Annotated in this window: 13 protein-coding genes; 3 read left to right on the plus strand and 10 right to left on the minus strand. The window is 72.3% G+C overall.

Annotated elements, in window-relative coordinates:
• Window positions 1-62 precede the first annotated feature (62 nt).
• The 4 genes from ACIBPB_RS04045 to mqnC all read right to left on the minus strand — a co-directional run bounded on the left by ACIBPB_RS04045 (window position 63) and on the right by mqnC (window position 3975).
• Entirely contained in the window at window positions 63-281 is a 219-nt protein-coding gene (locus ACIBPB_RS04045; protein WP_357309057.1) for a hypothetical protein, read from the minus strand.
• Between the two features lie 99 nt (window positions 282-380).
• Entirely contained in the window at window positions 381-1091 is a 711-nt protein-coding gene (locus ACIBPB_RS04050) for a demethylmenaquinone methyltransferase (protein WP_357309054.1), read from the minus strand.
• A 95-nt stretch (window positions 1092-1186) separates the two neighbouring features.
• Entirely contained in the window at window positions 1187-2449 is a 1263-nt protein-coding gene (locus ACIBPB_RS04055) for a cell wall anchor protein (RefSeq protein ID WP_396838071.1), read from the minus strand.
• Between the two features lie 335 nt (window positions 2450-2784).
• Window positions 2785-3975 carry a cyclic dehypoxanthinyl futalosine synthase gene (gene mqnC / locus ACIBPB_RS04060; protein ID WP_396838072.1) on the minus strand — a complete coding sequence of 397 codons (1191 nt, stop codon included), beginning with the start codon at window positions 3973-3975 and terminating at the stop codon, window positions 2785-2787.
• A 221-nt stretch (window positions 3976-4196) separates the two neighbouring features.
• On the opposite strand from mqnC, the gene ACIBPB_RS04065 reads away from it, so the two are divergent.
• Window positions 4197-4877 (plus strand): hypothetical protein, encoded by a 681-nt coding sequence (locus ACIBPB_RS04065; RefSeq protein WP_396838073.1) that lies wholly within the window; start codon window positions 4197-4199, stop codon window positions 4875-4877.
• A 90-nt stretch (window positions 4878-4967) separates the two neighbouring features.
• Here the strand turns inward: ACIBPB_RS04065 and paaE are convergent, their stop codons facing one another.
• The 5 genes from paaE to paaA are packed head-to-tail and all read right to left on the minus strand — an operon-like array spanning window position 4968 to window position 8740.
• Entirely contained in the window at window positions 4968-6104 is a 1137-nt protein-coding gene (gene paaE, locus ACIBPB_RS04070) for a 1,2-phenylacetyl-CoA epoxidase subunit PaaE (RefSeq protein ID WP_396838074.1), read from the minus strand.
• Window positions 6101-6580, minus strand: coding sequence for a 1,2-phenylacetyl-CoA epoxidase subunit PaaD (gene paaD, locus ACIBPB_RS04075; RefSeq protein WP_396838075.1), 480 nt, complete (start codon window positions 6578-6580; stop codon window positions 6101-6103). The genes paaE and paaD overlap by 4 nt, the downstream gene beginning before the upstream one ends.
• Window positions 6577-7302, minus strand: coding sequence for a 1,2-phenylacetyl-CoA epoxidase subunit PaaC (gene paaC, locus ACIBPB_RS04080; RefSeq protein WP_396838076.1), 726 nt, complete (start codon window positions 7300-7302; stop codon window positions 6577-6579). The genes paaD and paaC overlap by 4 nt, the downstream gene beginning before the upstream one ends.
• Before the next feature lie 56 nt (window positions 7303-7358).
• Window positions 7359-7679, minus strand: coding sequence for a 1,2-phenylacetyl-CoA epoxidase subunit PaaB (gene paaB, locus ACIBPB_RS04085; RefSeq protein WP_396838077.1), 321 nt, complete (start codon window positions 7677-7679; stop codon window positions 7359-7361).
• Complete coding sequence (gene paaA / locus ACIBPB_RS04090) at window positions 7676-8740, minus strand: 1,2-phenylacetyl-CoA epoxidase subunit PaaA (RefSeq protein ID WP_396838078.1); 1065 nt, start codon at window positions 8738-8740, stop codon at window positions 7676-7678. The genes paaB and paaA overlap by 4 nt, the downstream gene beginning before the upstream one ends.
• Window positions 8741-9106: 366 nt before the next feature.
• Here paaA and ACIBPB_RS04095 point away from each other — a divergent pair, with 366 nt between their 5' ends.
• Complete coding sequence (locus tag ACIBPB_RS04095; protein WP_396838079.1) at window positions 9107-10072, plus strand: hypothetical protein; 966 nt, start codon at window positions 9107-9109, stop codon at window positions 10070-10072.
• Entirely contained in the window at window positions 10072-11010 is a 939-nt protein-coding gene (locus tag ACIBPB_RS04100) for a hypothetical protein (protein ID WP_396838080.1), read from the plus strand. The genes ACIBPB_RS04095 and ACIBPB_RS04100 overlap by 1 nt, the downstream gene beginning before the upstream one ends.
• A gap of 72 nt (window positions 11011-11082) precedes the next feature.
• Here ACIBPB_RS04100 and ACIBPB_RS04105 read toward each other — a convergent pair whose 3' ends face one another.
• A complete protein-coding gene (locus ACIBPB_RS04105) occupies window positions 11083-11934 on the minus strand; it encodes a menaquinone biosynthetic enzyme MqnA/MqnD family protein (protein ID WP_396838081.1) in 852 nt (283 codons plus the stop codon).

Consider the following 11934-nt stretch of genomic DNA (forward strand, 5'->3'; position numbering starts at 1 on the left):
CCGGAACGCGCTGAGGGGGGCCTAACTTGGCGAAAGTCGGCCGGAACGGCTCCCGGCGCTGGTCAGGAGCGGGCCGAACGGGCCGGTCCGAGGCCGGCGTCCAGCCGGATCGTCTCGGGCAGGTGCTCGCGCAGCGCGCCGCCGGCCGCCCGGTCCAGCGCGGCCAGCACCTCGGCGACCACCTGCCGGACGTCCGCCGGATCCGCACCGGCCAGCTCCTTGAGCTGGGCGATGAGTTCGGCGGCGTCGTCGTCCGTGGCCGCCTGCTCCGGTCCCGTCATGGGACCAGCCTACGGGTCAAAGTAGACGAAAGTCTGATATTCACGAAACTTGTCGGTTTGGCGGTTTCGCCCGACCGCGGTCAGTCCTGAACGGCGCGCTCAGTCGCGGACGGCGCGGTGCAGTGCCACCACGCCGCCGGTCAGGTTCCGCCACGCCACCCGGCTCCAGCCGGCCCCGCCGATCCGCGCCGCCAGGGCCGGCTGGTCCGGCCAGGCCCGGATCGACTCGGCCAGGTAGACGTAGGCGTCCGGGTTGCTGGAGACCGCCCGCGCCACCGCCGGCAGCGACCGCATCAGGTACGACAGGTAGACCGTGCGGAAGGCCGGGTTGACCGGGGTGCTGAACTCGCAGACCACCAGCCGGCCGCCCGGCCTCGTCACCCGGGCCAGCTCGCGCAGCGCCGCGTCGGTGTCGTTCACGTTGCGCAGGGCGAACGAGATGGTCACCGCGTCGAAGCTGGCGTCGGCGAAGGGCAGCCGCAGGGCGTCCCCGGCCAGCAACGGCACGCCCGGCCGGGTCCGCTTGCCGGCGTGCAGCATGCCCAGCGACAGGTCGGCGCCGACCGCGTACGCCCCGGAGTGGGCCAGTTCCTCGGTCGAGACGCCGGTGCCCGCGCCCACGTCCAGCACCCGCTCGCCCGGACGCAGTCCGAGCGCCGCCCGGGTGGCCCGCCGCCAGAACCGGTCCTGTCCGAAGGAGAGGACGGTGTTGGTCAGGTCGTAGCGGGCCGCCACGCCGTCGAACATCGCGGCGACCTCGTGCGGCTGCTTCTCCAGGCTGGCGCGCTGGCCCTGCGGGGTACGGCTCACCCCTCCACTCTGCCAGCCGGCCCCCGCGCGGCTCCTGCCGGGTACGCGAACGGGGCGGGATGGTCGCCCACCCCGCCCCGTCGCGTACCGGTCGATCAGTCGCCGTCCGTCTCGTCGGTCGGCGTGACCAGCACCACCTTGCGGCGGCGGCCCAGCATCAGCAGCAGCCCACCGGCGACCAGGACGGCGACGCCGATCCCGCCGATCAGGCCAACCTGGACACCGGTCACCGGCAGGCCACCGTCGCCACCACCGGCACCGCCGCCCGCACCGTCACCGGCGGTCGGCGTGACGCTCGGGTGCGCGCTGCCGCTCGGGCTCGGCTCGGCCGTCGGCGTCGCGCTGGGGGTCGGGGTCGGGCTCGGGGAGGGCTCCGTGGACAGGTCGACGAAGACGTCGAAGATGGTGTGGTTGTCGGGCTTGTCGGTCTCGGTGAACGTCCGCTGCTGGCGCGCGTCGGCCGCCCGCGCCTCCTCCTCCGGCTCACCGGTCGCCTCGTCCAGGCCGTATCCGAAGATGTCACCGGGACGCAGCACCGGCTCGGTGACGTCCTCGGCAACCTTCACCCACACCTCGTCGGTGTAGTACTGCCCCGGCCTGATCACCGCACCGTCGTCCTGGCACAGCGCCTGGGCGAGGCCGTTGATCACCTGGGCGGAGCAACTACCGGGCAGCCGGTCGAAGGTGACCCCGGCGGGCAGCGTGATGCCGTAGAAGATGCCGGTCGCCTTGCGGCTGCCGTGGTTGTAGACGGCCCAGTCCAGCGGCGCGGTGCCGCCCGGCCGCACCGGGCGGAGATCCGTCTCCTTCTCCTGAACGCCGTCCACCCGCACGTTGGCGTAGACGTCCTGGACCCACGTGGTGAGGTCGTAGCCGCGCCGGGTCACGGTGACCGGCACCTCGACCACGTCGGCCGGATCGCGCTCCCAGTTGTCGCTGCTGATCCCGACGATGAGCCTGCCGCCGTCGCCCCGGTCGCCGGTGCTGAACAGCGGCACACCGAAGTCCTGGGTGGTGCCGGCGGGCAGGTCGCCCAGCGGGCAGTCGTAGAGGTTCGGCGTGAGCAGCCGGCAGCCGACCGGGACGACCCAGCCGACCCGCGTCGGGTTCAGCTCGGCGGCGTTCAGCCGATAGTGGACGTTCCGGGCGGTGCCGGGCCCGGAGTTCGTGACGGTGAACTTGAAGGGCTTGGCCCTCGCCTCCTCGACGCCCTTGGCGAGCTGGGAGCTGATCGGGGCGAGGGCGATCTCGGCCTGGTCGGACGCGTGTGCCGGCGCGGCGACGGCGGCCAGCGCACCCGCGGCCAGCACGGCCACCGTGCCGGCGCGGGCGAGTATCGAACGGTGCGCGATGGTCATGGATCCCCCGGGGTAGGGAACGGACGAACGTTGCGGAACGCACGGACGCTACCGGAGCGACGTCACGACACGCCAGCATCGTCGATGCATCCCGTCCGTCCTGAGCAGACCGGACAGACAGCAGGGGCGGGATGGTAGGACCATCCCGCCCCTGCTGCCGTGCGTTATGTGAACGGCCCCTCGCGGGCCGATGGAGGACGAGGTCAGCGAACGAACGATCGACAGCGTAGCCGCCGGAGCCGCCGCGCGGTCCCCGGTCGCGCGGGTCGCCGCCGTCCTGTTATCTGCCGGGTCGGTGGGCCCGCCGCGAGCTGGCCGTTCGGCCGATGGACCGGTCAGTTGACCTCGACCAGCGGCAGCGACTTCCCGGCCCCACCGCCGGGCAGGGCGATCGAGGAGAAGTGCGAGACCACCCGGTCGTCGCTCGGATCGTCGGCCGGGGTCCGGTGCACCGCGAGCCGGTTGTAGAGGGTGTCCCGCTGCGCGGGGATCCGGTCGGCGGTACGGATCATGCCGATCAGCTCGTGCAGGTTGGACCGGTGCCGGGCGCCGGCCGAGGAGATCACGTTCTCCTCCAGCATGATCGAGCCCAGGTCGTCCACGCCCATGTGCAGGGCGAGCTGCCCGACGTCCTTGCCGGTGGTCAGCCAGGACGCCTGCAGGTGCGGCACCGTCTCGAAGAAGAGCCGGGCCACCGCGACCAGCCGCAGGTACTCCAGGGTGGTCGCCTGGGTGCGGCCCTTGAGGTGGTTGTTCTCCGGCTGGTAGGTCCACGGGATGAAGGCCCGGAAACCGCCCGTACGGTCCTGCACGTCCCGGATCATCCGCAGGTGCTCGATCCGCTCGGCGTTGGTCTCGCCGGTGCCCATCATCATGGTCGCGGTGGACTCGAGGCCCTGCCGGTGCGCCAGCTCCATGACCTCCAGCCAGCGCGCGCCCGACTCCTTGAGCGGCGCGATCGCCCGGCGCGGCCGGTCCGGCAGCATCTCGGCGCCGGCCCCGGCGATGGAGTCCAGCCCGGCGGCCTTGATCCGGGCGATCGCCTCGTCCAGGCTCACCCCGGAGACCTTGGCCATGTGCAGGATCTCGCTCGGGCCGATCGAGTGGATGGCGAGCTGCGGGTACGCCGTCTTGACCGCGGAGAACAGCTCCTCGTAGTACTCGACGCCGTAGTCCGGGTGGTGGCCGCCCTGGAGCATGACCTGGGTGGCGCCCAGCTCGACCGCCTCGCCGCAGCGGCGCAGGATCTCCTCGGTCGGGTGGGTCCAGCCCTCCTTGTGCTTCGGGGCCCGGTAGAACGCGCAGAACTTGCACGCCGTCACGCAGACGTTCGTGTAGTTGATGTTGCGATCGATCAGGTACGTGACGATGTTGTCCGGGTAGCGCCGCCGGCGCACCGCGTCCGCCGCCTCGCCCAACGCGTGGAAGGGCGCCTCGGTGTAGAGCAGCAGGGCCTCCTCGGGCGTGATCCGCCCGCCGTCCGCGCCGCGCTGCAGGATGTCGTCGATCTCCCGGCTCACCGTCACGCCTTCGAGGGTACGCCGCTGTGACGCCGACCCCGCCGGGGGTGTTCGCCGCTGTGACGCCTCCGCCCGGGTCAGTTGACCCCTGGGCCGGCCACCGCGAGGCCGACCGCCCTGGCGGCGTCCAGCAGTCGCCGGTCGTAGCTGACGAACGCGCGGGCATCACGATCGACGATCTTCGCCTATCGTGCGGTGTCCGCTCAGGCTTCGCACCGGGAAGAGTCGTGACCGCACCCTTCACCAACCCAGCACCGGTCCCGCACGCGCCGCAGGCGCCGGCCGGGCCCGCCCCCACCGTCCGCACCTGCCGCTTCTGCGGATCCGTGCCGGCCATCAAGGCCTCGCTGCACGGGCACCAGGGCTTCATCATCTTCATGCGCGTGCTCACCCAGCACGGCCCGTTCTGTCGATCCTGCGGCATCGCGATCTGCCGGGAGATGAGCGCCAGGACGCTCTGGCAGGGCTGGTGGGGCTTCCTCTCCCTGATCATCACCCCGCTGGTCCTGCTCGGGAACCTCGTCACCCGGATCCGGCTCGGCCGCCTCGGCGAGCCCGTGCCGGGTGCGCCGGGCACCCCGGCGGCGCCCGGCAAGCCGGTACTCCGGCGGGCCGCGGCGCTCGGCCTCGTGGTGCCCGTGGCGATCGCCGGCGTGGTTGCCTGGAGCATCTCCACCGACCCGTCCTACGCCGAGGTCGGCGACTGCGTCAGCGCCGAGGGCCCGAACACCAGCCCTGAGGTCAGCGTCGTCGACTGCGGCGACCGGACCGCCGCCTACGTGGTGGTGGGCACGGTCGAGGACAGCACCGACAACGCCCGGTGCGCGCAGTTCCCCGGCACGGTGGCCAGCTACTCCGAGCAGCGCGACTCGCGCGAGCTGCTGCTCTGCCTCGGCGAGAACGGCTGACGGCGACGCCGCGGATGGCCCGGGCCGCGGCGAGCCGCCCGGGCCGTCCCGCTCGCGTTCCCGCCGCCGAGGGGAGGCGGGCGGTCCGTCTCAGGCGTCGTAGTCGACGGTGAGCCTGTCGGTCACCGGGCTGGACTGGCAGGTCAGCACGTACCCGGCGGCCAGCTCGTCCGGCTCCAGGGCGTAGTTGCGGGCCATCGTCACCTCGCCCGCGACGACCTTGGCCTTGCAGGTCGAGCAGACCCCGCCCTTGCAGGCGTACGGCAGCTCGCCGCGCACCTTGAGGGCGGCGTCCAGCACCCGCTCGTCCCGCCCCATGGTGAAGCTCGACGACCGCCCGTCCAGCACGATGGTGACCTCGGCGCCGGTGCCGGGCTCGTCGGCCGGGCGGCGGACCGGCTCCGGCGGGGCGTCGACGTGGAACAGCTCGGTGTGCACCGCCGCGTCCGGCACGCCGCGACCGGCCAGCACCGCCTTGGCGTCCACCACCATCCCGTACGGGCCGCAGAGGAACCACTCCTCGATGGCGTCGCCGGGGACGATGGTGTCCAGCAACCGGGTCAGCCGGTCGGCGTCGATCCGGCCGGAGAGCAGCGCCGACTCGCCCATCTCGCGGGACAGCACGTGCACCAGGTGCAGCCGGGTCGGGTAGCGGTCCTTGAGGTCGGCCAGCTCCTCGGCGAACATCACGGTGTTCGCCGTCCGGTTGCCGTACACCAGGGTGAAGGTGCTGGCCGGCTCGACGGCCAGCGCGGTCGCGACCAGCGCGAGCACCGGGGTGATGCCGGAGCCGGCGACCACCGCGCCGTAGCGGCGGGCCCGGTCCGGCGCGAAGGCCGTGGTGAAGTGCCCCAGCGGGGGGAGCACCTCGACGGTGTCGCCGCCGCGCAGGGCGCCGCAGGCGTACGCGGAGAAGGCGCCGCCGGGCACCTCCCGCACCCCGATCCGCAGCCGGCCGTGCCGGGCCAGCTCGTCCGGGGTCGAGCAGATCGAGTACGACCGGCGCACCTCCGTCCCGCCCGCCCCGGCGGAGCCGGTGAGCCCGTCGCCGGCGGTGCGCCGGACGGTCAGGTGCTGGCCGGCGGAGAAGGCGAAGGTCTCCCGCAACTCCTCGGGGACGGCGAAGGTGACCGCCACGGCGTCGTCGGTGAGCCGGTCGACGGCGGCGACAGGCAACGGGTGGAAGACCGGCCGGCGGCGGACCGGCCGGGTGATCGTGACAGTCACAGCGCCTTCAGGTGGTCGAAGGGTTCGGAGCAGGCGCGGCAGCGCCAGAGGGCCTTGCAGGCGGTGGAGCCGAAGCGGCTGACCTGCTCGGTCTCGGGGGAGCCGCAGCGCGGGCAGCGCACGGCGAGGGTCAGCGGCACCACGGTGCCGCCGCGCGGGGCCGGCGCGGGCGGGGCGATCCCGGCGGCGGCGAGCTTGGCCCGCCCGCGCTCGGAGATCCAGTCGGTGCTCCACGCCGGGCTGTAGACCGTGCGGACCTCGGCGTCCGGGTGGCCGGCGGCGGCGAGCGCGCGCCGGATGTCCGCCCGGATCACGTCCATCGCCGGGCAGCCGGTGTAGGTGGGGGTGATGGTGACGACGAGCCGGCCGGTCTCCGGATCCTCGTCGACCGACCGCAGGATGCCCAGCTCGTCGATGGTGATGACCCGGATCTCCGGATCCACCACCGCCGCCACGGCCGCCCTGGGGTCACTCACCACTTCGCTCCGGGGTGGGCGCGGTGCAGCACCTGCATCTCGGCGAGCAGGTAGGAGAGGTGCTCGGTGTGCAGGCCGTCCCGGCCGCCGCCGGGCGTCCAGCCGTCGGCGGGGCGGGTCAGGGTGGCCTGGTCGAGCACGTCGCTGACCCCGGCGGCGAAGTCGGCCCGGAGGGTGGCCGGGTCGACCGGCGCCGCCGGGGCCGGCGTGAACAGCTCATGGGTGTACGGCCAGACCTGGTCGACCGCGTCCTGCATGCGCCGGTGCGACTCCTCGGTGCCGTCGCCGAGCCGCTTCACCCAGAGCGCGGCGTGGTCCAGGTGGTACGCCGACTCCTTGCGCGCCTTCGCGCCGATGGCGGCCAGCCGCTCGTCGGCGCAGTCGGCCAGCGCGGTGTAGAGCGGGAGCTGGTAGGCGGCCAGGAAGAACAGCTTGGCCATGGTGACGCCGAAGTCGCCGTTGGGCAGCTCGACCAGGAGGCAGTTGCGGAACTCCCGGTCGTCGCGGAGGTACGCCAACGCGTCCTCGTCCCGGCCGGCGCCCTCCAGCTCACCGGCGTAGCTGAGCAGCAGGCGGGCGGCACCGAGCTGGTCGAGGGCGATGTTGGCCAGCGCGATGTCCTCCTCCATCTCCGGCGCCCGGGAGGTCCACTCGCCGAGCCGCTGCGCTGCGATCAGCGCGTCGTCGCCGAGGGCGAGGGTGAAGTCGACGAGGCTGGTCACCGGGCCAGTCTTCGTTCCCGACTGCGGGGCTCGCAGAACCGGCTCACTCCTCGCGCTCACAGGTGGGCCACCCCGTCCGGCACCGGGTAGAAGGTGGGGTGGCGGTAGACCTTGTCGGCGGCCGGGTCGAAGAAGGCGTCCTTCTCGTCCGGGCTGGACGCGGTGATCGCGCTCGCCGGCACCACCCAGATGGAGACGCCCTCCTGCCGGCGGGTGTAGAGGTCGCGGGCGTTGCGCAGGGCCAGTTCGGCGTCGGGGGCGTGCAGGCTGCCGACGTGGGTGTGTGACAGGCCGCGCCGGGCCCGCACGAAGACCTCCCACAACGGCGAATGATCCTTCGCGCTGAGCCGGTCGGTTCGCTCGCTGCGCTCGCTCACGCCGCCACCATCTCCCTGCTGTTCTGCTTCGCCGCGTACGCCGCGGCGGCCTCCCGCACCCAGGCGCCCTCGTCGTGGGCGCGGCGCCGGTGCTCCATCCGCTGCCGGTTGCACGGCCCGTTGCCCTTGATCACCCGCAGCAGCTCGTCGTAGTCGGGCTGGGTGTAGTCGTAGGACTGGCGCTGCTCGTTCCAGCGCAGGTCGGGGTCGGGGAGGGTCAGGCCGAGGATCTCCGCCTGCTGGACGCACATGTCCACGAAGCGCTGCCGCAGCTCGTCGTTGGAGAACCGCTTGATCTTCCAGGCCATCGACTGCGCGCTGTGCGTCGAGTCTCCGTCCGGCGGGCCGAACATCGCCAGTGACGGGTACCACCAGCGGTCCACCGCGTCCTGGGCCATCGCCTTCTGGCCGGGGGTGCCGTGGGCCAGGGTGTGCAGGATCTCGTAGCCCTGGCGCTGGTGGAACGACTCCTCCTTGCAGACCCGGATCATCGCCCGGGCGTACGGGCCGTAGGAGCAGCGGCACAGCGGCACCTGGTTGACGATCGCCGCGCCGTCGACCAGCCAACCGATCGCGCCCACGTCGGCCCAGGTCAGGGTCGGGTAGTTGAAGATCGAACTGTACTTCTGCCGGCCATCGAGCAGCAGCTCCACCAGCTCGTCACGGCTCACGCCGAGGGTCTCCGCGGCGGCGTAGAGGTAGAGCCCGTGGCCGGCCTCGTCCTGCACCTTGGCGAGCAGGATCGCCTTGCGCTTGAGCGACGGGGCCCGGCTGATCCAGTTCCCCTCCGGCTGCATGCCGATGATCTCGGAGTGGGCGTGCTGGGCGATCTGCCGGATCAGCGTCTTCCGGTACGCCTCGGGCATCCAGTCCCGCGGTTCGATCTTCTGGTCGGCGTCGATCACGCCGGCGAAGTACCCGGCGAGGTCCTCGTCGCCGGCGGGACCGCCGCGCCGGCCCCGGGCCGCCGCCTCGCGCAGCGCCGCCTCGGCCGCCTCCACCTCACCGAGCAGGCCACCACCCGGACCGTCCTCGGGCGGGGCGAAGTCGTTGCCATACATGAGGCCAGTGTTACAGCTCGCCGTCTAGGACACCAGAGGGTGTAATAGCTTTCCGGCGTTGCACAGCCTTCCGGTCACCGATTGCAGTCGGCACCTCCGGGCTGCGTAAACGTGTGACATCGAACACGCGCGGAAGATGAATCCTCCCAAGAAGTGCATAACGGTCTATTGTCCCGTCTTCCTAGCGAGTCGCCGGTTGTCGGAACCTGGCGTGGGGCCGGTCCGGAAGTAGACTTCCCCCGGCACACCGATCGGCTGCTGACGATCGCCACCAGCCCCAGGCCACCTCCCCCGGCCTCGGCGATCAGGCCGTACCCATTCGGAACAGCCGGTCCCCCCGGCCCTAGATCTGGAGTTCACCCACTCATGCGACCTCGCGTGGCCATGGTGCTCGCCGTCGTGGCAGTGCTCATCGGTGGCGTCATGCTGGTGCCCGCCGCGTACGCGAAGCTCTCCGGCGGCGACCGGCTGGGCGGCCTCGGCGGTATCGGCGGCGGTGTGGCGCAGGTTCCCGCGCCCGCCCCCACGACTCCCCCCGCGCCGACCCTGGCCGCCGGCCCGGTTTCGGTGAACTTCAAGGGCAGGTTCTTCTCCTGGGCGTTGATGGACCGGAAGACCGGCAAGATCAGCGGTGCCCGGAACATGGCCGCGACCAACTCGACCGAGTCGATGATCAAGGCCTGGATCGTCTCCGACTATCTCCGCGGGCTCGGCGGCAAGGCGCTCACCGCGCAGCGCCGGCAGCAGGCCGTCACCGCCATCCGGGACAGCAACGACAACTCGGCCGAGGCGCTCTACAACGCCGGCGGGCGCAAGCCGGTGCTGGACCGGCTGATCAAGATGTGCAAGCTGACCGACACGAAGATTTATCCCGACCGGGCCAAGTGGGCGTACACCCAGATGTCGCCGCGCGACGCGGTGCGGATGGGCGACTGCATCGGCGACGGCACCGCCGCCGGGCCGAAGTGGACGAAGTGGGTGTTGAACGAGATGGCCCACGTGCGGGGCGGCGTCAAGGACCAGAAGTCCGTGACCGTGCAGGGCGGCCACTGGGGCATCGTCGACGGCCTGCCCGACGCGATCACGGCGCAGGGCCCGGTGAGCATCAAGAACGGCTTCACCATGCTCTGGGACGACGGCCAGTGGCACGTCAACTGCCTCGCGGTCACCCACGACTGGACCCTGGCGGTGATGATGCGCTACCCCCCCGCCGGCGACCCGAGGACCCCCTCGTACGGCGCGAAGGTCTGCGCCAGCGTGGCCACCCAACTGGTGACCCCGCAGCCGGGCGCCGCCCTCAAGGTGCCGCAGCAGCCGGTCGGGAAGCTCTGATGGCGGGCACCCGCCGCCGGCCGGGCAGCGACCGCCGTCCGCTGGCGTACAGCGCCGTCGCGGTCATCCTGGTCGGGCTGGTCCTGGTCTCGCTGCGATTCGTGCCCGGCTCGCCGTTCCGCCCGACCCCCACCTCGCACACCGGCACGGCGGACGGCCGCTCCACCGGCGCGCCGGTGAACCGGAGCACCCGGGCCCAGCCGTCGCCCTCGCCGTCGCTGGAGCCGTTGCCGTTCCAGGCCCAGGATCTCGACGACCTCGGGATCAAGGGCTGGTACTCCTGGGCCGTGCTGGACAAGCGGACCGGAAAGATCATCGGTTCGGAGAACATGGCCGAGACCAGCACCACCGCCTCGCTGATCAAGTCCTGGGTGGTCGCCGACTACCTGCGCCGCAGCGCCGAGGCGGGTCGGACTCCGAGCGACGCCAAGCTGGCCGACGCCACGCAGATCATCCGGGACAGCGACAACACCCGGGCCCAGCAGTTCTACGAGAGTGTGGGCGGCTCGGCCTCGATCAAGCGGCTGATCTCGATCTGCAAGCTGACCGACAGCAAGGTCGCCAGCGACGGCGGCTGGAGCCGGACGCTGCTGTCGCCCCGGGACACCGCGCGGCTCGGCCTCTGCATCGACGACGGCCGGGCGGCCGGGTCGAAGTGGACCAAGTGGCTGATCAACGAGATGCGGCTGGTCCGTGGCGTCGGCGACTTCGGCATCCGCAAGGCGTTCCCGGCCGCCGAGCAGAAGCAGATCGCGATCAAGAACGGCTGGATCGACCGGCAGAAGGAGCGGGAGTACCACGTCAACTGCCTGGCCATCGGCGACACCTGGACGATGGGCGTGATGGTCCGCACCCCGTTCGGCACCACCGGCGGCTGGGAGTACGGCATGAAGGCCTGCGAACGCATCACCGAGGCGCTGCTCCGCGACGCCAACTGACCCCCCGCTGCGCGAAGCGGCGGTGCCCCGGCGGACCGGGGCACCGCCGCTTCGTCGTCCCGGGGTCGGGGCTCAGCCCTGGAAGAAGTGCGGTCCGCCCTCGGGCAGGGCGGGCGCCTCACCGGTCGCGGCCGCGCGGCGGGCGAACTCGCGCAGGCCGGCCACCTGCCGGTCGCCCAGCGAGAAGTCGAGGGTACGGAAGTAGGTGGCCAGGGTCGCCGCGTCGAACGGCTCCCAGCGGGCCCCCGCCTCGGCCACCTGGTCCAGCTCGGCCAGGCAGAGGTCGCGCGAACGCAGGAACGCCTCGTGCACCTCCTTGACCAGGCCCGGGTGCGCGGCGGCGAAGTCGCGGCGGACCGCCCAGACGGCGAAGACCATCGGCAACCCGGTCCACTCCCGCCAGGCCTGCCCGAGGTCGGTCACCGCCAGGCCCTTACCCGGCGCCTCGTAGAGGGCCCGCAGCGCCACGTCGCCGATCACCACGCCGGCGTCGGCCTCCAGCAGCATCTGGGTCAGGTCCGGCGGGCAGCGGAAGTACTCCGGGCGGACCCCGTACCGCTCGGCCAGCAGGAGCTGGGCGAGCAGCACCCCGGTACGCGAGGTGGAGCCGAGCGCCACCCGGGCGCCGTCCAGCTCCGTCAGCGGCCGGGTGGAGACCACGTTGACCGAGAGCACCGGGCCGTCGCTGCCGACCGCGAGGTCCGGCAGGAGCAGCAGCTCGTCGGCGTGCCGCAGGTACTCCACCAGGGAGATCGGGCCGATGTCCAGGTCACCGGCGACCAGCGCGGCGTTCAACCGGTCCGGCGAGTCCTTGTGCAGGTCGACGTCGATCAGCGCGCCGGACCGCATCAGCCCCCAGTAGATCGGCAGGCAGTTCAGGAACTGGATGTGCCCCACACGGGGGCGGGCGATGCGGTCGGCCAT

The sequence above is a fragment of the Micromonospora sp. NPDC049836 genome (assembly GCF_044465125.1).
GTDB lineage: Bacteria > Actinomycetota > Actinomycetes > Mycobacteriales > Micromonosporaceae > Micromonospora.

What these genes read in the sequence shown, in the direction of transcription:
- ACIBPB_RS04100 (WP_396838080.1), top strand. Translation starts at nt 10,072, where the DNA reads ATGGCGGGCACCCGCCGCCGGCCGGGCAGCGACCGCCGTCCGCTGGCG.
- ACIBPB_RS04095 (WP_396838079.1), top strand. Translation starts at nt 9,107, where the DNA reads ATGCGACCTCGCGTGGCCATGGTGCTCGCCGTCGTGGCAGTGCTCATC.
- ACIBPB_RS04055 (WP_396838071.1), bottom strand. Translation starts at nt 2,449, where the DNA reads ATGACCATCGCGCACCGTTCGATACTCGCCCGCGCCGGCACGGTGGCC.
- paaA (WP_396838078.1), bottom strand. Translation starts at nt 8,740, where the DNA reads ATGTATGGCAACGACTTCGCCCCGCCCGAGGACGGTCCGGGTGGTGGC.
- ACIBPB_RS04105 (WP_396838081.1), bottom strand. Translation starts at nt 11,934, where the DNA reads ATGGCCGACCGCATCGCCCGCCCCCGTGTGGGGCACATCCAGTTCCTG.
- ACIBPB_RS04045 (WP_357309057.1), bottom strand. Translation starts at nt 281, where the DNA reads ATGACGGGACCGGAGCAGGCGGCCACGGACGACGACGCCGCCGAACTC.